24 protein-coding genes are annotated in these 23,413 nt (G+C 37.8%); 10 read left to right on the top strand and 14 right to left on the bottom strand.

What is annotated here, in order from left to right; genetic code table 11:
• Nucleotides 1–9: 9 nt before the first annotated feature.
• The 5 genes from C9E89_RS09945 to C9E89_RS09925 all read left to right on the top strand — a co-directional run bounded on the left by C9E89_RS09945 (nucleotide 10) and on the right by C9E89_RS09925 (nucleotide 6,804).
• A complete protein-coding gene (locus C9E89_RS09945) occupies nucleotides 10–924 on the top strand; it encodes an SDR family oxidoreductase (RefSeq protein WP_107008100.1) in 915 nt (304 codons plus the stop codon).
• Entirely contained in the window at nucleotides 921–2,534 is a 1,614-nt protein-coding gene (locus tag C9E89_RS09940; RefSeq protein WP_107008101.1) for an acyl-CoA carboxylase subunit beta, read from the top strand. Before C9E89_RS09945 ends, C9E89_RS09940 begins: the two co-directional genes overlap by 4 nt.
• Nucleotides 2,535–2,600: 66 nt before the next feature.
• A complete protein-coding gene (locus C9E89_RS09935) occupies nucleotides 2,601–3,758 on the top strand; it encodes an acyl-CoA dehydrogenase family protein (RefSeq protein WP_107008102.1) in 1,158 nt (385 codons plus the stop codon).
• Between the two features lie 11 nt (nucleotides 3,759–3,769).
• Nucleotides 3,770–4,606: an enoyl-CoA hydratase/isomerase family protein gene (locus tag C9E89_RS09930; protein ID WP_107008103.1), complete on the top strand. Its 837-nt coding sequence runs from the start codon at nucleotides 3,770–3,772 to the stop codon at nucleotides 4,604–4,606.
• Nucleotides 4,607–4,854: 248 nt separating this feature from the next.
• Nucleotides 4,855–6,804 (top strand): acetyl-CoA carboxylase biotin carboxylase subunit, encoded by a 1,950-nt coding sequence (locus C9E89_RS09925; RefSeq protein WP_107008104.1) that lies wholly within the window; start codon nucleotides 4,855–4,857, stop codon nucleotides 6,802–6,804.
• A gap of 58 nt (nucleotides 6,805–6,862) precedes the next feature.
• Here C9E89_RS09925 and C9E89_RS09920 read toward each other — a convergent pair whose 3' ends face one another.
• The 6 genes from C9E89_RS09920 to C9E89_RS09895 form a co-directional block, all read right to left on the bottom strand.
• Nucleotides 6,863–7,276 (bottom strand): roadblock/LC7 domain-containing protein, encoded by a 414-nt coding sequence (locus C9E89_RS09920; protein ID WP_107008105.1) that lies wholly within the window; start codon nucleotides 7,274–7,276, stop codon nucleotides 6,863–6,865.
• A gap of 9 nt (nucleotides 7,277–7,285) precedes the next feature.
• Nucleotides 7,286–7,819 carry a GTP-binding protein gene (locus C9E89_RS09915; protein ID WP_107008106.1) on the bottom strand — a complete coding sequence of 178 codons (534 nt, stop codon included), beginning with the start codon at nucleotides 7,817–7,819 and terminating at the stop codon, nucleotides 7,286–7,288.
• Between the two features lie 11 nt (nucleotides 7,820–7,830).
• The gene (locus C9E89_RS09910; RefSeq protein WP_107008107.1) at nucleotides 7,831–8,820 is read right to left on the bottom strand and encodes a hypothetical protein; all 990 of its coding nucleotides are present in this window, start codon (nucleotides 8,818–8,820) and stop codon (nucleotides 7,831–7,833) included.
• Between the two features lie 466 nt (nucleotides 8,821–9,286).
• Complete coding sequence (locus tag C9E89_RS09905) at nucleotides 9,287–9,946, bottom strand: hypothetical protein (protein WP_107008108.1); 660 nt, start codon at nucleotides 9,944–9,946, stop codon at nucleotides 9,287–9,289.
• A gap of 29 nt (nucleotides 9,947–9,975) precedes the next feature.
• Complete coding sequence (locus C9E89_RS09900) at nucleotides 9,976–10,404, bottom strand: ClpXP protease specificity-enhancing factor (RefSeq protein ID WP_107008109.1); 429 nt, start codon at nucleotides 10,402–10,404, stop codon at nucleotides 9,976–9,978.
• A gap of 11 nt (nucleotides 10,405–10,415) precedes the next feature.
• A complete protein-coding gene (locus C9E89_RS09895) occupies nucleotides 10,416–11,069 on the bottom strand; it encodes a glutathione S-transferase N-terminal domain-containing protein (RefSeq protein WP_107008110.1) in 654 nt (217 codons plus the stop codon).
• Between the two features lie 127 nt (nucleotides 11,070–11,196).
• On the opposite strand from C9E89_RS09895, the gene C9E89_RS09890 reads away from it, so the two are divergent.
• The gene (locus C9E89_RS09890; RefSeq protein ID WP_107008111.1) at nucleotides 11,197–11,490 is read left to right on the top strand and encodes a hypothetical protein; all 294 of its coding nucleotides are present in this window, start codon (nucleotides 11,197–11,199) and stop codon (nucleotides 11,488–11,490) included.
• Between the two features lie 336 nt (nucleotides 11,491–11,826).
• Here the strand turns inward: C9E89_RS09890 and rpsI are convergent, their stop codons facing one another.
• Nucleotides 11,827–12,213 carry a 30S ribosomal protein S9 gene (gene rpsI / locus C9E89_RS09880; protein ID WP_107008113.1) on the bottom strand — a complete coding sequence of 129 codons (387 nt, stop codon included), beginning with the start codon at nucleotides 12,211–12,213 and terminating at the stop codon, nucleotides 11,827–11,829.
• Nucleotides 12,214–12,225: 12 nt separating this feature from the next.
• Nucleotides 12,226–12,654, bottom strand: a complete 429-nt coding sequence (gene rplM, locus C9E89_RS09875; protein WP_107008114.1) for a 50S ribosomal protein L13 — start codon at nucleotides 12,652–12,654, stop codon at nucleotides 12,226–12,228.
• An 874-nt stretch (nucleotides 12,655–13,528) separates the two neighbouring features.
• On the opposite strand from rplM, the gene pdxA reads away from it, so the two are divergent.
• The 3 genes from pdxA (at nucleotide 13,529) to C9E89_RS09860 (ending at nucleotide 16,552) form a co-directional block, all read left to right on the top strand.
• Complete coding sequence (gene pdxA / locus C9E89_RS09870) at nucleotides 13,529–14,500, top strand: 4-hydroxythreonine-4-phosphate dehydrogenase PdxA (RefSeq protein ID WP_107008115.1); 972 nt, start codon at nucleotides 13,529–13,531, stop codon at nucleotides 14,498–14,500.
• Between the two features lie 381 nt (nucleotides 14,501–14,881).
• Entirely contained in the window at nucleotides 14,882–15,694 is an 813-nt protein-coding gene (gene rsmA / locus C9E89_RS09865) for a 16S rRNA (adenine(1518)-N(6)/adenine(1519)-N(6))-dimethyltransferase RsmA (protein WP_107008116.1), read from the top strand.
• A 3-nt stretch (nucleotides 15,695–15,697) separates the two neighbouring features.
• Nucleotides 15,698–16,552, top strand: a complete 855-nt coding sequence (locus tag C9E89_RS09860) for a symmetrical bis(5'-nucleosyl)-tetraphosphatase (protein ID WP_107008117.1) — start codon at nucleotides 15,698–15,700, stop codon at nucleotides 16,550–16,552.
• Nucleotides 16,553–16,722: 170 nt separating this feature from the next.
• On the opposite strand, the gene C9E89_RS09855 is transcribed toward C9E89_RS09860, so the two are convergent.
• From C9E89_RS09855 to hflX, 5 genes are all read right to left on the bottom strand, one after another.
• A complete protein-coding gene (locus C9E89_RS09855) occupies nucleotides 16,723–17,172 on the bottom strand; it encodes a DUF2147 domain-containing protein (protein WP_107008118.1) in 450 nt (149 codons plus the stop codon).
• 184 nt (nucleotides 17,173–17,356) lie between these two features.
• Nucleotides 17,357–17,830, bottom strand: coding sequence for a DUF2147 domain-containing protein (locus tag C9E89_RS09850; protein ID WP_378227182.1), 474 nt, complete (start codon nucleotides 17,828–17,830; stop codon nucleotides 17,357–17,359).
• Nucleotides 17,831–18,044: 214 nt separating this feature from the next.
• The gene (locus C9E89_RS09845; RefSeq protein ID WP_107008119.1) at nucleotides 18,045–18,713 is read right to left on the bottom strand and encodes an LrgB family protein; all 669 of its coding nucleotides are present in this window, start codon (nucleotides 18,711–18,713) and stop codon (nucleotides 18,045–18,047) included.
• A 10-nt stretch (nucleotides 18,714–18,723) separates the two neighbouring features.
• Entirely contained in the window at nucleotides 18,724–19,095 is a 372-nt protein-coding gene (locus C9E89_RS09840) for a hypothetical protein (RefSeq protein WP_107008120.1), read from the bottom strand.
• 45 nt (nucleotides 19,096–19,140) lie between these two features.
• On the bottom strand, nucleotides 19,141–20,472 hold the full coding sequence (gene hflX, locus C9E89_RS09835; RefSeq protein WP_107008121.1) for a ribosome rescue GTPase HflX: 1,332 nt from the start codon (nucleotides 20,470–20,472) through the stop codon (nucleotides 19,141–19,143).
• A 391-nt stretch (nucleotides 20,473–20,863) separates the two neighbouring features.
• On the opposite strand from hflX, the gene C9E89_RS09830 reads away from it, so the two are divergent.
• Nucleotides 20,864–21,688: a lysophospholipid acyltransferase family protein gene (locus tag C9E89_RS09830; protein ID WP_107008122.1), complete on the top strand. Its 825-nt coding sequence runs from the start codon at nucleotides 20,864–20,866 to the stop codon at nucleotides 21,686–21,688.
• Between the two features lie 54 nt (nucleotides 21,689–21,742).
• Here C9E89_RS09830 and C9E89_RS09825 read toward each other — a convergent pair whose 3' ends face one another.
• Nucleotides 21,743–23,374: a phospholipase D family protein gene (locus C9E89_RS09825; RefSeq protein ID WP_107008123.1), complete on the bottom strand. Its 1,632-nt coding sequence runs from the start codon at nucleotides 23,372–23,374 to the stop codon at nucleotides 21,743–21,745.
• Between the last annotated feature and the right edge of the window lie 39 nt (nucleotides 23,375–23,413).

Raw genomic sequence — 23,413 nt, 5'->3', positions numbered from 1 at the left:
AAATAAAAAATGCATTATCACTCAATATTTAGATCAGATGCTTTTCAGGACAAAGTCGTTATTGTGACAGGTGGTGGCTCAGGCATCGGGCGTTGTACCGCACATGAGTTAGCGGCATTGGGCGCGCAAGTGGTGATCACAGGGCGCAAAATTGAAAAATTAGAAAAAGTCAGCGCTGAAATCACTGAAGATGGTGGCAAGGTTCATTTTATCGTTTGTGATAACCGTGAAGAACAACAAGTCAAAGATATGATTGCCGAAGTACTTGAAAAATTTGGCAAGATCGATGGCTTGGTGAATAACGCGGGCGGTCAATTTCCCTCAAATTTAGAAGGTATCTCGGCAAATGGTTTTGATGCAGTGGTCCGTAATAATCTGCATTCAACATTCTACTTAATGAAAGAAGCCTATAACCAATGGATGGCGAAGCATGGCGGTAGTATCGTCAATATGGCGGCAGACATGTGGGGCGGAATGCCGGGTATGGGGCATTCAGGTGCGGCACGTTCAGGCGTAGACAATTTAACCAAAACGGCTGCAGTGGAATGGGGGCGTTCAGGTGTACGGGTGAACTGTGTAGCACCGGGCTGGATTGTGTCATCAGGTATGGACAATTATTCGGGTGATTTTGCCAAATTTATTATTCCAAGTCTTGCTGGTAACGTGCCTTTAAAACGGATGGGCACAGAGTCGGAAATTTCATCAGCAATCGTTTATTTACTTTCAGAAGCAGCAGGTTTTGTTTCGGGGATGACCATTCGCATCGATGGTGCTGCTTCACTCGGTACGCGTATGTATCCACTTGCTGATGCGACTAATAGTGTCTCGTTCAATGGTTTCCATCGTGCATTTATTCCAGATGTTTTGAAGTCACAATTGGAAGAAAAAACACAACAAAATAAATCAACGGGGGAAAATTCATGAGCGTTCTCCAATCTGAAATTGCTGTGGGTAGCGAGCAATTTGAACAGAATAAAAGTGCTTTACTGACACAAATTGCCGAAATACGAGCGATACAGAATAAAAGTATTGAAAAGTCTTATGCCGCCAAACCGAAGTTTGATAAACGCGGTAAAATTTTACCACATGAACGTGTTCGTCTTATTTTAGATGCAGATTCACCTTTTGTAGAACTATGCGGTTTGGTTGGCTATGGCATGCATGATGATAAAGATGGTTCTGATGCAGGTGGGGGAATTCTTGCAGGAATTGGATTTGTCAGTGGTGTACGCTGTTTAGTCACAGCAAGCAATAGCGCAATTAAAGGTGGCACAATTTCCCCGATGGGTGTCCGTAAAACGCTACGTATCCAAGAAATTGCCATGAAGCAGAAACTTCCTGTCGTGGCTTTAACTGAAAGTGGTGGGGCAAACCTAACCTATGCGGCAGAAGTATTTACTGATGGTGGTAAAACTTTTGCTAATCAAGCACGTATGTCCGCAATGGGTATTCCGCAGATTTCTGTGGTGCATGGTAATGCTACAGCAGGCGGTGCCTACCAACCGGGTTTATCAGATTACGTCATTTCAGTGCGTAAAAAGACTGAGATGTTTTTAGCTGGACCACCTTTGTTATTGGCTGCAACAGGTGAAGTGGCAAGTGCTGAAGAATTGGGTGGTGCCGAAATGCATGCTCAAGTTGCAGGTACTGCTGAATATTTAGCTGAAAATGATGCTGATGGTTTACGAATCGCGCGTGAAGTTCTTGAACATTTGAACTGGAAAGAACAAACGCATTCACTGAATGAAAGCTATAAAGAACCGCGTTACGCCATTGAGGAACTCTTGGGCATTATTCCGACTGATCCTAAGCAACCCTTAGAAATGAAAGAGATTATTGCCCGTCTGGTTGATGATTCAGACTTTCTCGAGTTTAAACAAGAATACGACTCACATACGGTATGTGGATGGTCAAAAATCGGTGGTTTGAATGTCGGGATCATAACTAATAATGGTCCAATTACCACACAAGGTGCGGCAAAGGCGGCGCAATTTATTCATCTTTGTGAGCAGACACAGCGACCATTATTATTTTTGCATAACACTACAGGTTTTATGGTGGGAACAGATGCTGAACAGAACGGCATCATTAAACATGGTTCGAAATTGATCCAAGCAGTAACCAATTGTACCGTTCCAAAAATCTCGATCGTGGCACATGGTTCTTATGGTGCAGGGAATTATGCGATGTGTGGTCGTCCTTTAGATCCAGACTTTATTTTTGCATGGCCAAATTCGCATGTCGCTGTGATGGGTTCTGCACAGGCAGGTAAGGTTCTACGTATTGTGGCTGAAGAAAAGCAAAAAGCTGCGGGCATGGAACCCAATGCACAAATGTTAGATTTTCTAGAACAAAGTACAGCGGTCAAATTAGAGCAGCAATCTACTGCTTTATTTAATACGGCAATGCTGCATGATGATGGCATTATCGACCCACGAGACACACGTAAGGTACTTATTTTTCTATTTAAAACAATTTATGAGTCAAGAGCTCGTCAATTGAATGCATCAAAATTTGGCGTATCCAGATTTTAAAAAATCAAAAATTGATCGTTGAAAAACGATGATATGGAACAGTAAAAATAAATTTAGGACAAAACAATGAAATTTACTCCAGAACATGAAGCACTACGCCGTACCACACGCCAGTTTGTAGAAACTGAACTGAATCCATTCATTCCAACATGGGAAGCTGAAGGGATTTTCCCAATTCACGATGTATTTAAGAAAATGTCAGATTTGGGTTTATTGGGCATTTGTAAGCCTGAAGAAAATGGTGGTTTAGGTTTAGATTATTCTTATAACTTGGTGGTTGCAGAAGAGTTGGGACGAGCAGCATGTGGTGGTGTGCCATTGGCAATTGGTGTACAAACCGATATGGCAACACCTGCTTTGGCACGTTTTGGCAGCAAAGAATTACGAGATGAGTTTCTGACTCCTGCCATTGCAGGTGAGTATGTGGCTTCGATTGCAGTTTCAGAAGTACATGCGGGTTCAGACGTGGCAGCCATCAAAACTACAGCAAAAAAAGATGGTGATGATTACATTATCAACGGCAGTAAAATGTGGATCACCAATTCATTACAAGCAGATTTCTTCTGTCTACTCGCCAATACATCTGACGACAAACCACATGTCAATAAATCGATGATTATTGTGCCTGCAAAAAGTGCGGGAATCAGTTTTTCAGAGCCATTAAATAAACTCGGAATGCGCTCCACTACAACAGCACAGGTTTATTTTGACAATGTCCGTGTGCCACAACGTAACTTAGTCGGTGCTGAAGGCATGGGCTTTATGATGCAAATGATGCAGTTCCAGGAAGAACGCATGTGGGCGGCAGCCAATGCGATTGGTGGTTTAGAGCATGTGATTAAACAAACCATTGAATATACCAAAGAGCGCACCACATTCGGTCAACCGCTGATCAATAACCAATATGTACATTTTCGTTTTGCAGAAATGATGACGGAAGTCGAAGCCTTACGTGCTTTGACTTATCGTGCCTGTCAGATTCATTTGGAAGGGGGCAATGCCACTGAAATTGCATCTATGGCAAAACTCAAAGCAGGACGTTTAACCCGTGAAGTGGCTGATAGTTGCTTACAGTTTTGGGGTGGCAATGGCTTTATGTGGGACAACCCTGCATCGCAACTGTATCGTGATGGTCGCTTAGGTTCAATTGGTGGTGGTGCAGATGAAATCATGCTCGGCATTATTTGTAAATTGATGGATATTTTGCCATCAAAGCGTAAATAAGGAGAATCAGTATGACACTTTCAGTCGCTCTCACTTCACAACAATTTGATGACAGTATTGAACTAGAACAAGAGGGAAGTATTCTCTATTTATGGCTGAATCGTCCCGAAAGCCGCAATGCCATGAGCTTGAATATGGTTAAAGCCATTCAGCAAGTGTTTAAAACGATTGAAAATGATCTGTCGATCCGTGCTGTGATTTTACGTGGCAAAGGAGGACATTTCTGTGCAGGGGGTGACATTAAAGACATGGCACAACTGCGTGGCGAAGCTGCAAATGTGGGTTCAAACAAGCCTTATGTAGATTTTAACCGTCAATTTGGCTACATGATTGAACAAGTTGATCAAGCACCACAAACTGTTGTTGCGGTACTTGAAGGTGCGGTTTTGGGTGGTGGTTTTGGTTTGGCATGTGTGTCTGATATTGCAATCAGCCTTGCCGATGCCAAATTCGGTTTACCTGAAACGGGATTGGGCGTGATTCCTGCGCAAATTGCACCGTTTGTGGTGAAACGTATCGGTTTAACTCAAGCACGTCGTTTGGCATTATTAGGTACACGCTTTGAAGGGCAGACTGCACTAAAAGTCGGCGTAGTCCATGAAGTTGCAGATCATCTTGCAGGTTTAGAGCTGTTATTGGCTGAAACGATTCAACAAATTAAACGCACGGCACCACAAGCATCACGTGTGACTAAAGCCTTGTTACACCGTACTTTGAATGAGCCATTAAATAGTTTGTTGGACGATGCAGCACAGCAATTTGCCAATGCAGTCGGTGGCGACGAAGGTCTGGAAGGCACGATGGCATTTATTCAGAAACGCAATCCAAGTTGGTTTGATGGTGGGTAGGTAATTGCATTTTTGCAATACTAAAAAATTGAATATTGATCACGATGGAAGCTCCGTTTAGGACATTTTTTCTCTTGTGCCATATCTGGTTCAGAGATGAGATTAGGATGAGGGGAATTTTCATATAAATCCTCACCCTAGCCCTCTCCTTTAAAAAGGAGAGGGGACTTCCATTGTGAATTAAATATTAATCACAAGTTGACTGACTCAAAAAGTCGAATATAAAACCAAGAATAGGGAAAACGAGAATGGCATTTTCAAAAGTATTGGTGGCGAATCGTGGTGAAATTGCTGTTCGCGTAATGAAAACAGCAAAGGCAATGGGCTATGAAACTGTTGCTGTCTACTCAGATGCAGATCGCCATGCACGTCATGTGCAAGTTGCCGATGAAGCTGTGTATATCGGCGCTTCAAAAGTTTCAGAATCCTACCTGTCGATTCAAAATATTATCGACGCCTGTAAAAAAACTGGAGCTGATGCAGTACATCCGGGCTATGGATTCCTGTCAGAAAATACTGAATTTGCAGCAGCATGTGCTGAAAATGGAATTACCTTTATTGGCCCTCCTGCACCTGCAATTGAACTGATGGGCAGTAAGCGTCTTTCAAAAATCGCCATGATTCAAGCAGGTGTGCCATGTGTACCGGGTTATGAAGGTGATCAGCAAGAGATTGAGTATTTAGAACAACAAGCCAATAAGATTGGTTACCCATTGATGGTGAAAGCCTCGGCAGGTGGTGGCGGACGTGGTATGCGTTTGGTACAAAGTGCTACAGACATTGTCGAATCATTAAAAACTGCACGTTCAGAAGCGGAAAATGCTTTTGGTTCAGGTGAATTGATTCTTGAAAAAGCCGTGATCGCACCGCGTCATGTGGAAATTCAAGTGTTTGGCGATACGCATGGCAATTACGTCTATTTATTTGAACGTGATTGTTCGATTCAACGTCGCCATCAAAAAGTGGTCGAAGAAGCGCCGTGCCCTGTGATGACAGAAATTTTACGTCAAAAAATGGGTGAAGCTGCCGTTGCAGCAGCTCGATCTTGTGACTATGTCGGTGCAGGAACAGTCGAATTTTTACTTGATCAATCAGGTGAGTTTTATTTCTTGGAAATGAATACTCGTTTGCAAGTTGAGCATCCTGTGACTGAGTTAGTAACAGGTTTAGACTTGGTTGAGTGGCAATTGCGTGTTGCCAATGGTGAGAAATTACCGTTGCAACAGTCTGAGTTGACGCTGACAGGTCATGCGATAGAAGTGCGTCTATATGCGGAAGATCCTCGCCTAGATTTCTTGCCACAAACAGGAGTGGTACACCGGTGGGTACCTGCGGATTTACCAAATGTCCGAATTGATCATGGTCTACGTCCGCAAGATGAAATCAGCCCATTTTATGATCCTATGGTTGCGAAAGTAATCGCTTATGGTAAAACTCGCCATGATGCAATTCGTCTTTTAACACGTGCGGTGGATGATTGTGTATTGTTGGGTGTAAATAGCAATAAGCAATTTTTGGTGAATTTATTAAAGCATCCAATTATTGTCAAAGGTGATACTAATACAGCCTTTATCCAAGAACATTTCCAAGATGATGAAAGCCTGCATAACCAAACTTTAGGCTTAGAACATTTGGCAATTGCTTCTGCTTTATTCACCAATGCATCAAGTAATAACAGTTGGAATACGGGTATTGCATTGTCTTTACCTTTGAAACTGAAACATGATGATCAGCAATTGCAGGTTTTGGTAAAGCGTGATCAAAATCAGGTTGAAGTTGAAATTTGCGGTCAGACTTTTGCCATTCAAATTCTTGAGCAGACTGCACAAAAACTGATTTACGATGCCAATGGCGTGCGCCGTTCAATAGACTATGTTTTGGATGGTAATCATCTGTATTTGGATGCAGTGAATGGCAATATCAGTATTGAAAATGCGACTTATGCACCACCAGAAACCTCGGACGTAGCAGGGGATGGCAAGATTCGTGCGCCGATGGATGGTGCAATGATTAATATTTTGGTGAGTGTTGGTGATACTGTAACAAAAGGTCAGACTTTAATTGTATTAGAGGCGATGAAAATTCAGCAACAAATTAAATCAGATAGTGATGGTATTGTTGAGGAAATCATTGCACAAATTGGTCAACAGGTGAAAAAGCGCCAAGTTTTACTGAATATTGCATTTACTACACAATAAAGATTGATTAACGAGCAAAATAAAAGCCATTTCACTTGAAATGGCTTTTAAAAATTATTTATGAACCATGTGCTGCAATCTTATTGCTTGCTGTTTTTAGGTTATAAAGTAATTGTCCTAATAAAATATCTTTTGCTGCTAAGGTCACTAAAACCATAGGATGCTTGGCACATGGAACTGCTGTTAAAACAGCTTTACCATTTTCTGCATCTAAAGTTAAACTCTGGCAACCTACGAGTTCAATTTCACCTAAAAATGCGCTGACCATGGCTAAAATAGAACTACTTACCGCAGCGAGTTTACTTGAATTGTATTTATTTATTCTATAAACAGAGCATAATTCAAAACCATCAGTGGAGCATGCCATGACAAAGTTGATGCCTTTTACATTCATCAGTACATCATGAATTTGTGCTTTGGTAAATTCGATCAGCTCATCTGGTGCAGTGCGCTGTTCAGCAATATTCAGCATATAAGTTCCCTATAAGTACTTGATTTCTAGAGTGGTAATTAGTGTTTCAATTAATAATAAAACATGATCTTTAAGACGCGCATCAACCAAAAACAATGGATAATTTAAATTATTTTCAGTTAACCAAGTTCGATATTGATGAGTAGAAGTTTCAGTATTTTCATCAACATGAGTTATACCAATAACAATATTTTCACCATAACTTTTAAAGATATCAATGTAATATTTTAACTCATGTAAGCTATCTGGATGGCTATGATCAATCAGAATAATGGTTCCGATCGCACCTTGACATACAACGCCCCACATAAAATCGAAACGATCTTGTCCAGGTGTACCATACAATCCAATTTTATTGCCATCTTCTAAAGTGATTTCACCATAGTCAATACCAACGGTGGTATTGAGTTTTTTATGACGTTCTTGATCTGTATTAAAAGCTTCAGTTTCTAAGATTGAAATTTCAGAAAGTGTTTTAATGGCTTCGGTCTTACCTGACCCCATAGAGCCTGCAAAAACAATTTTATATTTTTGAATGATCATAAGTCGTCCTATTAAAAACCAAAGCGACGTTTTAATTTGCCAAAAAAGCTACGTAGCCCATTCACTTCTTGTTGATTTTTCTCTTGTTGGTTTGCATCTTGATCAAATTTACATTCTTTGGCACTCACTAACTCAGCATTCTGAATTGCAAGATTGGCAGTAATAAACCGTTGTACGAGGGGTAATTCAAGACCTAGTTTGGTAGCAACATGCTGAATTTCTGCACCTTGCATAAAACAAGCCGAAAGTTGCAAAATAATTTTTCGGTCTTCAGAGGTAGGTTGAGGCCAAAACTTTAATTTAAAATAGGCAAGCTCATATGGCGGCACACATAAATTTGGTGAATTCCAGACCAAAGCAAATAACCAATTTTCAAGGTTATCTTGGTGTTTTCTAGAAATTTCAATAAAATCTTCAATAGTTGCAGGCGCATATTGTAATGAGCCATTGGTTTGCCAGAGTGTGCGTTTAGGGTTAATCCATGCTAAGTGCATATGATGATCAATAATTGCTAAACTACCTAATTCATCAAATACATGAACTTTACGTTGAAAATGATCATATACATCAGTAATGAACTGTACATCTAAAGGCGCTAAGTTTTGTTGTAAAACGGGCTGTTCAGGCACAACAATCGCTTGAGGTTGTTCTTCTATTGGTGGTGGTTGGAGAGCACTCAAAACATTCTGCTGAATCCAGTCTTTTAAAGGTGCAATATCTTGGATAGGCAGATAGAGCATATTGTCCTCAATACGCGTTTGCACACACTCATCTTTAGACACTTTTAAATAGGCTAAATTTTTTCCAAAGATAATTTTCTGAATATTCTCAGTTTCAAAAAAGAATTCGTGAATTAAAACAAGTTGAATATCTTCATCGTTCATTTTTCCCCAATAAATTTCAAAAAATTGAGGAATGACTTCTCGTAGTTTTATTTTTAGCTTTTCAGTCGTAACTAAACCCAGTCCAGAGATTGCGATATTGATACGAGGTTTGTTCATAATATCACTTTAAGAAAAATTAAAAAAACGCGGGCACCTTTTATATAAATGAAATTTAAAAAAACCAGATCTATACATCATCATTCCTTATATTCAAAGAAATAGAACCGCTCATGGAGAGAAAAGTCTCTCATATAAGCTTTACCGTCTTTATAAAAGAAACTTAATGTTTATAAACTATAGTTTTATATGTGTTTTAAATCACGTTTTTATAAATTACGTGATGAAAAATACATTTATTTAAAAATCAAAGATATAATATAGAATTATTATATTAGAGATATGCTTTAAAGCAATCATATTTATTGACTATTTTAGCTGATTTTTAAGTTTTTCTTCATTAATTTTGAAAAAATATTTGGATTTATTTTGCAGAAATATATAAAAAGAAAACTACAAAAAGCGGGTTAAGCCTGATGTAGTTGTCTTAAAAGAGACGATTTTAAAAAAGTCTACAATCTTAAGTTTAAGCAAAAACTTTTTGTAATGCTTCAAACAAAATCCAAAGTACAACAAGAGCAACGATTGGTTCAAAAATTTTTGCCCAAGTTGGATTCAGTTGTGCAGTTGGTTCAAGGGCTAAAGGTTCAGCTTGAGTATGCTCTTTTTGCATATTGACCATGAGATTAAACTCCTTCATTGTTTCATCTAATGATATCTGTTCCTGCTCAATAGTTTTAGAACCTTTTAGCTCTTTTAGGTCATTGGTTAACCAAACCCAATCATCAGCATGACCTGCCAAATGTTCTACTTGCCCTAAAATTAGTTCACGCAGACCACGTTGACCAAAACTGCCTGTTTCATCAAGCTGCTTGATTTCTTTTAACTGAAACTCTAAGAGCTCAATAATCACTTGTTCTAACTCTGTCTTATTTAAACAAGAACGATTATGCGGCGAAGTTGTTAAATGACGGGCAACCTCTTGAACATATAAATGATCTAGACGTTGAATTTCCTGATAAACCACATTTTCATTTTGTTTCCATAAGCTAACGAGTTTACCTAAAGTTAAAGCATTAATTTCAAGTAAATACGTTCTTCTTTCATCAGGAGAATATTGGTTGAGAAGCTGAGGCTTTTGGATCTTAATCTGCTCAGCAAAATATTGTACGAGATCAAAAGCCATGTAGCTCTCCTTATTTTATATGAACGTTTTTAATCTAAAAGTCTTAATGTTGGTTTTTTCTTTGGTGTTTCAACTTCTTCTGTTGTGTTTGATTCTGAAGTTTCTTCACGAGTTTCAACATTAGCATATTCTTCAGGATCAAAAAACAAGCCTTGCCCATTTTCACGTGCATATAAACCTAAAACAGCATTGATTGGTACATAAATATCTTTAGAAACACCACCAAAACGTGCTGAAAAAGTAATGGCTTCATTGCTCATATTGAGCATGTGTACAGCATGCGGCACAATATTGAGTACAATTTGCCCATCTTGGATAAACTGGGTGGGAACATCTGTATAGGGTTGAGTTGCATCTACAAGTAGGTAAGGGGTGAGATTATTGTCGCAAATCCATTCGTATATTGCACGAGCGAGATATGGGCGAGTTGGGCTAAGATTAAGTTCTGATTCAGACATGAGAAATTGCTCTATTCTTTGGCTAAAAAGGTTTGAAAACGATTTTTTTCTTGAAGTGTCATCGACTTTTGAAAGCTAGGACGATTAAAAATACGTTGACAATATAAGTGAATTGGGCGGCATTGCTGTTTGGGTAACTCAATTCCCATCTGCTTTAACCGTATAAAAATAGGTGCCAACATACAATCTAAAATTGTAAAGCTTTCAGACATGAAATAAGGAAAATGCTGAAAAAGTGGAGTCAGTGAAATTAAGGTATCTTTTAACTGTTTCTGTGCTTTTTTTTGTGCTTCAACATTAAGTGTGTCAGCGTGACGCAACATAATATCCGCAAGTTTGAGCCAATCTTGTTCAAAGCGCCAAATATATTGACGTTGTTCGGCACGAGGTGCAGGCGCATCAGCATAAAGTTTATTTTGACGATAACGATCATCAATATATTCAGAAATAATCGCAGTATTAAAAAGTTTTACATCATTTTCAATGAGCATAGGCAGTTGATTGTATGGATTTAAGCTTGCTAAGTCTTCATCGTCCTCATCAACAATAATCAAGTTATGTTTAATTTGTTTCTCTGTTAGGACAAACCGTACCCAATGCGAGCGAAAATCATCTGCATGACTATAAAGTGTAATCCCTTGCAATTGTGTGTTTTCGAGGTTCATATTCCAAAAACTGAGCTGCGTGAATAGGATAGGATACTAAAATTAGACAGCAAAATCACGGAAACAATGTTATTTCGCCAAATATGCGCAAGGTTGATTGTATTTAAAATTCAATATGGAGAATAAAGTGGAAAAATATAAAATATTTGTGATGATTTCTATTTTGACATGGAGTGCTGCAAGTTTTGCAAGTCCTGAATCGAATGAACAAACAATGATAACAGCGGAACTGATCATGACGGAGTTGCCTGAAGATACCAGTATTGCAACTATTGTTAGAGATGATCGTTGTAATGAAAATGATGATTGTAAACTTGTTATTTCATGTGATAAAGATCCAAATGTAGAAGATTGTTATACAGAATCTGTAGACTTTAAAGGTCATACTCCTACTCAAAATGATTCATTGATAGAACCGTGAATAAAATCGTTTGATGTATAATTTTATAAACTAAAGTATTGATATATATGTTAATAGAGTCAAAAATCTTTCTTTTTATTGCTGTTGTTTTTATGGGTATTGGTTTTTATACTGCATTGACTGCTGCATACCAATCCGATGCCGATTTTGGTGAGGAATATCCACAAGATCGGTGGAAAGAACTATTCTGTAAAATAATGATCTTTCTGGGCGTAATTTGCTTGCTTTGTAGTTTAGGGCTCTTTGTGTACCAAATTTTGATAGATTTAAAGATGATTTAAGCCATAAAAAAACCTCGGCAAAAGCCGAGGTTTTTTGTCCGATTCGGTAAACGAATTAACGTTTAGAGAATTGAGGACGTTTACGAGCTTTACGTAAACCAAGTTTCTTACGTTCAACTTCACGAGCATCACGAGTAACGAAACCAGCTTGACGAAGAGCAGGTTTTAAAGTTTCGTCAGCAGCGATCAATGCACGAGTAATACCGTGACGGATAGCGCCAGCTTGACCACCGATACCACCACCAGCAACAGTGATGTAAAGGTCATATTTTTCAGTAGCTTCTAAAAGCTCAAGTGGTTGGTTAACAACCATACGAGCAGTTTCACGACCGAAGTACTGTTCAAGAGTACGGTTGTTGATTACGAGTTTGCCTGTACCAGCTGACAAGAAAACACGTGCAGTTGCGGTCTTACGGCGACCTGTACCATAATTAGTAGCCATGTGCTGTATCCCTTAGATGTCCAAAACTTGTGGCTGTTGAGCAGCGTGTGGATGCTCAGTACCTGCATACACTTTCATTTTCTTGATCATTGCATAACCAAGAGGACCTTTTGGTAACATACCTTTAACTGCTTTTTCAAGAACAAGTTCAGGTTTGTGAGCGATTAACTTTTCAAAGTTAGTTTCGCGGATACCACCAGGGAAACCAGTGTGGCGATAGTATTTCTTATCAAGTGATTTTTTACCAGTCACTTGAACTTGCTCAGCATTGATAACAACGATGTAGTCACCAGTGTCAACGTGAGGCGTATAAGAAGTTTTGTGCTTACCGCGTAAACGACGAGCGATTTCAGTCGCAAGGCGACCTAAAGTTTTGCCAGAAGCATCAACAACGTACCAGTCGTGTTGAACTTCAGCTGGCTTAGCGCTGAGAGTTTTCATTAAACCACTACCTATTATAGTTGGTTTGGACTATGGAATCTGTCCAAACAAAAGGAGCGCGAATTCTACCTGAAACTTGAAGAATCCACAATCGAAATATAGAATTTCAGGTGCTGAATTATATTAGTTGTCTGTTTAAAAAGCAAAGTTTAGTTTAGAAAAATGCCATAAAGTTTTGTAATAAATATTGGAATTGTGATGTATGTTTCAAAAAAAACAAAAACGGTTAAGTAATAACAAAAATCATTGAAAATAAATATTCTGCTAAAAATGGAGGGGCTACTATTGTTTTGTTGAAAAATTGCAGTTCTCTCGGATTGTGGAATAAATATATTGGGTTGCAATGTGAAACAAGCTTTTTAATGTTGAATTATTTTGAGTTGAAGTGGTAGAAATGTTAAGGTAAGCCCATAAAACAAAAGTAAATGTTATCAAATGAATATTACGGAAATTCGCCAGTTTTTACATACATTTAGCTGGTTGTTCATCTCTTTTTTTGTGTTTTTATATATCTTGGCATTAGCTTTAAATCTATATTTATGTAAATTCTCACATTCCTATATAAAAATTGTTCCTGAGAGCACTACTGATGATTCAGGTTTAGTGTTGTTGGGAGGCATTTTACTCATCATATTTGTATTTTCTATTGTTTTAAAAAAATATTTTATTGGAAATTACAAAAAAATGTGGTGTTGCTCATTCATGTTATTTGTCATGTGTTTCATCATCTCAATCCTATTGAATATCAGTCAGGAAGTATCCAGATTTAGCCAATGTGTTGTACTTTTCAAATGAGCGTAAACGAGGTTAAGTTTCAGCACCTTTGATGCATAGTCGTTGTATACTTAAACCAAGTTTCGACCAAGAGTTTTTCATGCGTCCTTTATATATTACTAGTGGTGAACCTGCTGGCATTGGTCCAGATATTTGTTTGAGTTTGACAAGTCGTGTTGATGAACGACCAATCGTGGTATTGGCAGATATCAATATGCTGCGTGATCGTGCCAAGATACTTCAAAAGAATATTCAAATCATTGAATATATGGGGCAAACAGCATCTTCTGTACAAGGTCAACTTTATGTCGAACATGTTCCTTTATATGAAGACGTGGTTTTAGGTGAACTGAACCCAAATAATGCCGCTTATGTATTAGAACAATTACGTCGCTCAGCTTATTATGCGATGCAAGGACAGAGTGTTGGTGTGGCAACTGCACCAGTACAAAAGTCTGTGATCAATGATGCAGGTATCCATTTCAGTGGTCATACCGAATATTATCAGGAATTTGCAGGTGTAGAACGTGTGGTGATGATGCTTGCGACCAAAACTTTACGAGTCGCATTGGCAACGACACATTTACCCTTACGTGATGTTGCAGATGCCATTACCAAAGCGCGTTTGCATCAAGTCATCGACATCTTGATTCATGATTTAAAAACTAAATTTAAAATTGAGCATCCTCATATTTTAGTCTGCGGCTTAAACCCACATGCTGGTGAGGGTGGATATTTGGGGCATGAAGAAATAGACACCATTAACCCTGTGCTTGAAACTTATAGGGCAGATGGCATCAAAATGAGTTTAAGTCTACCAGCAGATACTTTATTTACTCCTGAAAATTTAAAAGATGCAGATGCAGTTTTGGCAATGTATCACGATCAGGGTTTACCTGTGTTAAAGGCACAAGGTTTTGGTGAGGCAATAAATATTACTTTAGGTCTGCCATTTATTCGTACTTCTGTAGATCATGGTACTGCGCTCAGTCTGGCAGGTACAGGGTTAGCAAAAAGTTCAAGTTTGCAGGTTGCGGTAGATTTGGCGCTTGAGTTGGCACGTAATCTATAAATTATTTTATTTAAATAGACCTCTTCAATAGATGAAAGCTAAAGTCTTGAAAATAATAAAAAGAAGATTCTAACTGAGTAGAAAGGCAATAAAAACATACTCAATGAAGAGGTCGAATCATCATCACTTTATATATTTGAATCATAAGATAATTGATGAGCGGTTTTCATGGTTATAGGTCTAAAAAATGACGACATACACATACAGTTTTTCAGGATATATCACGATCTAAGTCGACCTGTGTTAAAATATTCAGGCTTAGGTGAAGCATTTAATCGGCGTTTTGGCATCATTTATGCCATATTTTCAGAACTTTTAGTTTGAATTTAATCGCTCATTCTTCACTATTTTTTATCACTACTCTCATGTTGGAAATGTTTTATGTATCAAATTAATGCCTTAAACCCCAAAGACGAAGGGCATCACACGCGTAAGCGTTTTGGACAAAACTTTTTACATGACCAACGTGTGATTGCCAAAATTGTACGTTCTGTTGCACCGCGTTCAGGTGACAATATCGTTGAAATTGGACCAGGTCTGGCTGCACTGACTTCACCATTGATTGGTGAGTGTGAGGCTTTAACCGTGGTTGAGTTAGACCGTGATTTGGCAGCAGGTTTACCTGGACGTGTACCACATCCTGAGCGTTTGACCATTATTGAAACAGATGCTTTAAAATATGATTTTACTGAACTTTTTCAGGAAAATCGTCCTTTACGTGTGGTCGGAAATTTACCTTATAATATTTCTACACCGTTACTTTTTCACCTCTTGGAATTTGGTGACAAAGTTAAAGACATGCACTTTATGCTGCAAAAAGAAGTGGTGGATCGTATCACTGCATCACCGAATACTAAGGAATATGGTCGTCTGTCTGTGATGATTCAATATTTCTGTAAGCCAACATTTTTATTTGAAGTACCTCCTGGTTCATTTAACCCACCGCCAAAAGTCACCTCTGCGGTGTTCCGTTTGGAACCTTATGCGACTAAACCGATTGTTGCTAAAAATGAAAAAGCTTTAGCACGTCTGGTTTCACATGTCTTTACTCAGCGCCGTAAAACTTTACGTAATAGCTTAAAAGGCATGTTGGCAGAAGATGGTTTTGAAAATGCAGGTGTAGACCCAATGGCACGTCCTGAAACCTTAACTTTGGCGCAATTTGTCGCATTGTCAGATCAAATGGTGGCTTAACTGATGACCCGTGCAACTCGATATAACTATGTGATTGGTGATGTTCAGGGCTGTTTTGAAGCCTTAAAAGCCTTACTGAAAGAGATTCAGTTTGATTCAGATCAGGACTTTATCTGGTTTGCAGGTGATTTGGTTGCACGTGGTGAAAACTCAGTTGGTGCAATTCGTTTCATCAAAAAGCTTTGTGAACGTGGGGCTGCTGCTACGGTTTTGGGGAATCATGATCTCAACTTATTGGCAGTTGCACGTGGCATTAAAAAACTCAAGGATAAAGACCGCATAGATGATGTGATTCATGCACTTGAAAGTGATGACCTAATAGAATGGTTACGTCGACAACCGCTATGTTTATTTCCTAATGAGCAGACCGTTCTAACTCATGCAGGTATTCCTGCGATTTGGGATGTAGCACAAACGGCAAAACTCGCTCAAGAAGTTGAAGCTGTATTGGCAAATGATGATTTTGAGATACTCGATACATTCCTAAAAAAAATGTATGGTTCAGAACCAGATCTTTGGTCAGATGATTTACAAGGCAATGCACGTTTACGTTGCATTACCAATTATTTGACGCGTATGCGTTTGGCTGATGCAGAAGGACGTTTAGAATTTTCTTTTAAAGATGCTTTGGACGAACCAATGCCTGAAGGTTTTAAGCCATGGTTTGAATATCCATCTAAAGCGGCACAAAGCCATCAGCTTGTGTTTGGACATTGGGCTGCGTTACAAGGCAAAACCATTAACCCACATATTCAAAATGTTGACGGTGGTTGTGTATGGGGACATCAATTATTGGCGTATCGTTTAGAAGATCAAACGATGTTTAAGGTTGATAATCCTGTACCTTTGGATTTTTAAGTCTTTATTATTTAAAAAGATCCATACGCTGTTGATGTCAGTCAGTTCAGTCCAATGATGCGATAAATTTGTAAAAATCTCCCTCCTTTGATGAAGGAGGGGCAAATGATTTAAAACATCTTGTGGATTATTTTACAATTTATTATTGATGTTGGTTTGATCTTGGGGCGTTATTCAAGACGAATCCATGTCTGGCTGCGTCCTAATGCAGAAGCACCAATATATCCTCTAAGTCTTAACATTTTGCCATTTTGGTTAAGTTTTGCTTTGAGTTGATAGATTTTACCTGTTGCAGGATCAAGGATTTGCCCCTGATCATAATCTTTGTCTTTGATGAATTTTAGACCTGTAATAATATTCATCCCAAGAATGGGTTTATTTGTATATGGTGCTGGGCAGTCAGTACATAGTTGTTTTGGTGTATATCCTGGTCTAGGATTGATTTTAATAATGGTGCCTGTGTACAGATTATTACTGTCTTTTTTTAATAAAATCTGAGCTTTATTTTCCCCTGATTTGTCATCAATTTGTTGCCATAGACCAGAGATATCTTGTGCAAATAGGCTGGTATTTGCCCATAATCCGACAAGAAGTACTGCTATTTTAGTTTGGATTTTCATCTTATTTTCCCTGTGATAAGATTTGTTATCACGTATCATAGCGAATAAATAAAACATTAAACCAAGCGATGGTCAAGGCTTTGTTTTGAGAGCAGTGGTCGCTTATTTTTAATGCAATTTACTGTCAGATTTGTTATAAGATATTCATTGTATTAATTTTTAAATAATAAAAACATGATGAATATCAATTGCTTTGTGGTAGCTGAGTTGGGTTAATACGAATCCAAGTTTGGTTCCGCCCAATCGTCGAAAAGCCATAATAGCCTCGAACATTGAGTTTCGTCCCATTTTGTGACATTTTGACTTTTAATTTATAAATACGACCAATATTTGGGTCTAAAATTTTACCATTTTCATATTCGTAATTATTGATTGCTTTTAAGTCGGTGATGGCTTTCATACCTAAAATAGGTTTATTGGTATAAGGTGCAGGGCAATTAATACAAAACTCTTTGGGTTGATAACCAATGTGTGGGGTTATATGAACAATGACCCCAGAATAAGTACCATTGCTTTCTTTTTTGATTTCAACAATTCCTTTGGTCGCTCCTGTTTTGTCATCGATGGTTTGCCAAGAACCTGTAATATCCTGCGCAGATACCATCATACTCAAACATGCGAATGTAGATGCCCCAATGGTTTTAAATAAATTTCTCATGCCATTTTCTCAATTTAATTTTTAAAATGTATAACTTTCTTTTGAATAACGGTAAGTGTGTATTTTTTATTGCTTTTTATCAAATATTTTTTAATAAATGTGATTTTATTTACATTAATTGTTCAAAAGTGACATTTATTGCAAGGCTTTTTTATAAGAATAAAAATTCATTTGAGATGAGATCTAAACACCATCTCAAATGAAGAATAATTTGTTATTTAATAAAAAGAATAAATGTCGGTAACCAAATGGCAGTAAATACCGCATTAACTGCCATACCAAAAGCAGCGTAACGCCCTGCAACTGCACCACGTTGCCAAGCTTGTGCAGTACCAATCGCATGTGCTGCTAGTCCTAAGGCTAAGCCTGATGCACGTTCATCATTGATATTTCTAAGGATGATTGATGAAAATGCAGCACCAATAACACCCGACAAGATGACAATTAAGATCACTAAGGAAATTGGTGAATGTAATAGCGTTGCAATATTAATCGCAATAGGTGTAGTCACCGCACGTGTTGCAAATGCCATGATGGTGGGTTCTGACATATGCAGTAAATACGCCAAACTCATTGGTAGAGCTACCGCACTTATACTCGCAAAAACTAAAATACTGACTACCGATTTGATGGGTAAATCATCATAACGCATTGCAGCCAAAGGAATCGCAAGAGCCACGGTAACATAGCCTAATAAATGACTAAAAATCGTATTCATTTGTGTATTGTATTGTTCATAAGGAATTTTAAAGAGCATTAAAATTCCAATGACAAAGAACATGCCAATCACTAAAAGTGGTACTTGTGGAAAGCGTTTATTGACAGGTTTAGCTGCCAAATAAGCCACAAGGGTAATGAGGAAGCCTGTTAAGACACTAAACATAATTGACTCCCTATAACCATTTTTTTGCCATTTTGGCATAAACCCAAAGCGGAATAAGTGTACTGACAAACATAATGACTAAAAATAATGGAATTTCTTTGCCCATATTGACGAGCATCAATAATGAACCTGCACAAATAGGTAAAAAAGCAAATCCACTTTCTTTCATCAGTTTATTGTTGGTATCAACCAAGCGAGGTGGAATTTTTTTGAATTTACGCCAAATGACCAAGACAATCAAAAGGCTGAGTAAACCTGTTAAATTTCCTAGCTCAGGATGATTGAGTTGCCCCATGATCCATACAGAAGCTTCACGAAAGAAAATAATCATAGCTATGGTGAAGATCCATGCTTGCCAATCAATTTTTTTGAACAAGTTCATGCTATTTTTTAATCAATTAAATTTATATTTCACGTTTTAACCCATTCAGCGTTTAATTTCAAATTCTTCTAAAGGTCTTTTAAACTGTTGTGCTTTCTCACCGAGGATTTGATCAATCGGTAAATGTGCTTGTTTAATGAGCTGTTCAAGTTTATGTGGTGCCATCGTCACCAATAAATCTAGATTACCTTCATCATCATAATGTTCAGACTGAATAACATTTAATGCATAGAGTTGAGTGCGTAATTTTCCATATTCAGGTTTTAGGTGTACTTGGAAACTTTGAATCTGTCCCATTAAGCATTCTTGGACAGCTTTTTTTAATAAATCAAGACCTTGCTTGGAGTGTGCAGAAACATAAACTCGACCTGGTCGGTGCGGTTTATCATAAATAATCTTCGCTTCTTCACCTGATTGATCAATTTTATTATAAACACGTAGGGTAGGAACATTGGCACCAATTTCCTTCAGTACACTTTCCACCGCATCAATCTGTTCCATCATGTCTGGACTACTAGAGTCAATCACATGAAGGAGTAATGTTGCCTCTAAGGTTTCCTCTAAAGTCGCTTTAAAGGATTCGACTAAAGAATGAGGAAGATTACGCACAAAACCAACAGTATCAGCAAGAACTAAAGCCCCGATGCCGTCCCAGTTTAAACGGCGTAAGGTTGGGTCAAGTGTGGCAAATAGTTGATCGGCTGCATAGACTTCTGAGTCTGCCAAAATATTAAATAAAGTCGATTTTCCAGCATTGGTGTAGCCAACCAAAGATACCGTTGGAACAGCCGCTTTTTGACGAGCTGCACGACCTTGTAGACGTGTTTGACGCACTTTTTCGAGCTTATCTTTTAATTGACCCATACGAATACGGAGTAAACGACGGTCTGTTTCAAGTTGTGATTCACCTGGACCACGTAGCCCGATCCCCCCTTTTTGGCGTTCTAAGTGCGTCCATCCACGGACTAAACGTGTAGATAAATGTTCAAGCTGGGCAAGTTCAACTTGTAATTTACCTTCATGAGTACGCGCTCGTTGAGCAAAGATATCTAAGATTAAACCTGTACGGTCTATGACACGGCATTTTAAGATTTTTTCTAAATTACGTTCTTGGGCAGGGGATAAAGCATGGTCAAAAATAACGAGCTCTGCTTCTAAACTCTGGACGTATTCTGCAATTTCTTCAGCTTTACCTGAACCGATAAAAAGTTTTGGATCTGGTTTAATTCGTTGGGCACTAAGATGCTCTAAAATATCAGCACCTGCGGATTTGGCTAATAATCGAAATTCTTCGGTATCAATATCATCTAAAAGTTGAACATTAACGCTGACTAATATGGCACGTTCGCCACCTTGATATCGATCAAAATATTCCACAGATATTTAAACTCTCAAATAAATAGATAAAGCTCCATTCTAATGTAAATTTTTATGAAAAATGTAGTTATTGTCAAAGAATTGCAATAAATATTTTAGAGGTGAGAACAAGGCTGCCGCAGTATAAAATGACATAGCCGAGGAGTTTGTTGAAAGGTATTTTAATGCTAAGGTATTCAGAAATATGGATGTTTTTATGAATTTGCATGTGATCATTATCTCTCTTTTTGCCTATATTCGATTTGATTTATTTTAATCTGGATATATGTATATAAAAAATGCGCTTTAGTTGTCTGATTGTTGTGTTTATATGATCAATGCAACTTTCTGTATATCTGTATACAATGGTAAAGAAGTTTAATTTGATTAATATTTGCTTTAGTGAGCGTCTATGTCTCCACAAAACTCGACACAATCAACTGAAATAATCCCAAAAACTGCGAAGTTAAGCGCATTATCTAAAGTTTTTTTATACTCTAAAAAAGTTGCTTTAGGCACAACGGCTATTTCCCAAGGTTTTTATTTGGTTTTTCGTCATCAACTCTATAAAGACCCAAATAATCCAAAAAATACACGTTATGTACAATATTTTTGTCGCCGCTTGTGTGATGTTTTTAATATTGATGTAAAAATTCATGGCGATATTGCCCGTGAACCTGCTTTATGGGTCAGTAATCATGTGTCATGGTTAGATGTTGCTGTTTTAGGCTCGGCTGCACGAGTATTTTTTTTGGCAAAAGCTGAAATAGAACATTGGCCTGTACTGGGCAAACTGGCAAAAGGTGGTGGGACATTATTTATACAACGTGGCTCAGGTGATTCTATTCGTATTCGTGAACAAATTGCTGAGTTTTTAACGCATGATGTCCCTGTTTTGTTTTTCCCTGAAGCCACGACAACAGATGGCAGTAAAGTTAAAAAAGTACATGGTCGCATCTTAGGTGCAGCTTTAGAAGCACAAAAGCCTGTGCAAATTTGTTTGATTTGTTATGTTAATCAAGAGGGCAAGCTTGATACAGTTGCACCATTTATTGGAAATGCGACCTTTGCTGAACATGTGCAAGCTGTTCTTGAAATGCCGAAAGTGACAGCACATTTAAAAACATTGCCTGCGATCTCAGTGGAAGGGCATACTGTAGATACATTAACCAAATTGGTTCAACAAAAAATGCAAGATGGCTTAATGCAATTACAAGCAGAGGTTCTAAAACCGTAAAGCTCTAATGAATTTTATCAGGTGAATAAGGGTTTTATTCACCTGTTTAGTCATTTACATGAAGCCTTCAATAGGCAGCCAAGAAATAAATTTTACCCCTGCTTTTTGCCACCATTTCATTTTAGGTTCTTTACGAATCGTACGGATTTCTGTAGGCGTTGTGCGAATCCAATTGATTTTTTCTTGTGAATCTAAAACCAATTTATAAGCATAGCGTGTAAGATTTTTGTCCATGGTGGTATGTACTGTCTTCGCTAAAGGTTCACTATTTAAAATGACGCCTATTTCAGTATTTAAGTTTGCTGAGCGAGGGTCAAAATTAAAAGAGCCAATAAACACTTGTTTATCATCAAGTGCCATAAGTTTGGCATGCAAACTTGAGCGGCTTAAACCTTTTAGACTAATTTTAGTTTGTTTAGACAATTCTTTGATATTTTCATCGAGTTGATCCTCAGGAATTGCAGGTAAAAACTCGTATAATTCCACGCCATTTTTGAGTAAATTTTCTCGATATTTAGCATAAAAAGCATGGACTAACGCGATATCATTGGCTTTGAATGAGTTGGTTAATACTCGAACTTGCACACCACTTTGTGCCAGTTCGATCAGGCGCTCTTCACCTTCTTTTTGGGGAACAAAGTAGGCAGAAACTAAATCTACACTTTGCTCAGGTTTTGCTAAATGCGTGATCATCTGAAAGTTTAAATGTTCTTCTTTTTTTGCTTTAGATTTTATTTTTTCAGGAGAATCTTTAATAACTTCGGCTTTCACCCAATCAAGTTGAATATGTTGATTTAACCAATTTTCAAAATCATTTGAATGCGAACTGAGATTCATATAATTTTGAGTGGTAATTTCTTGATAATGTTCGGTAAGTTGTTGCTTTAAGCCTTCATAACGTAAGGTATATTTTTGATGGCTCACAATGTCACGTACAGGAAAAGCATAATCATTGTTCCAATATTCATCGAAAGAATGGTTAATATCTTCAACAGCTTGACCAACTAACATGACATCAACATCAGAAAACTGATAATTATCACTTATATTATAATATTGATTACTCATATTTCGCCCACCAATCAAACTGATTTGTTGATCAGCAGTGAAGGTTTTATTATGCATACGACGATTGATTCGTTTAAGGTCAATCACCATTTCAAAAGGACGGAATGAACGAAAATGATAAGGATTAAATAATTTTACATCAATATTCGCATGTTGATCTAAGGCTAAATAGACCGCTTCCATATTTTTAGCGTTATTATCATCGATTAATAGACGAACTTTAACGCCTCTGTCCGCAGCTTGAATGATTTTATACAGTGCCAATGAGCCGATTTTGTCATTGTCCCAAATATAATATTGTAAATCTAAGGTTTTTTCTGCCTTATCAATCAGATGTATACGTGCTGCTATTGCATCAAAAGGATCATAGAGTATATGGAAACCTGTTAAATCTGGGTTTGCAGTTTTGAGTGGGCTGACAATTTTAGATAATGTGGTTGCTGTAGTGTCGGTATCTTTGGCATAAACAGGATGTGTAATTTGCTGTTTAGGTAAAGTATTACATGCTGGTAAACCGCAAACGATGACGGCAGAAAGTAACAACATTTTTGTATTAAAAATTTTGTGTTTGTTCGCCATTTGGTGGCTTTGTCGTATCGTATTACTGGTTTGCGTCATAATTTAATCTAAGAATTAACAGAGCTAGAGTATAATTGG

The organism is Acinetobacter sichuanensis, from assembly GCF_003024515.2.
In the GTDB taxonomy this organism is placed as follows: Bacteria; Pseudomonadota; Gammaproteobacteria; order Pseudomonadales; family Moraxellaceae; genus Acinetobacter; species Acinetobacter sichuanensis.
Note: the sequence above shows the minus strand (reverse complement) of the source record. Positions and strands in the feature narration are given on the sequence as shown.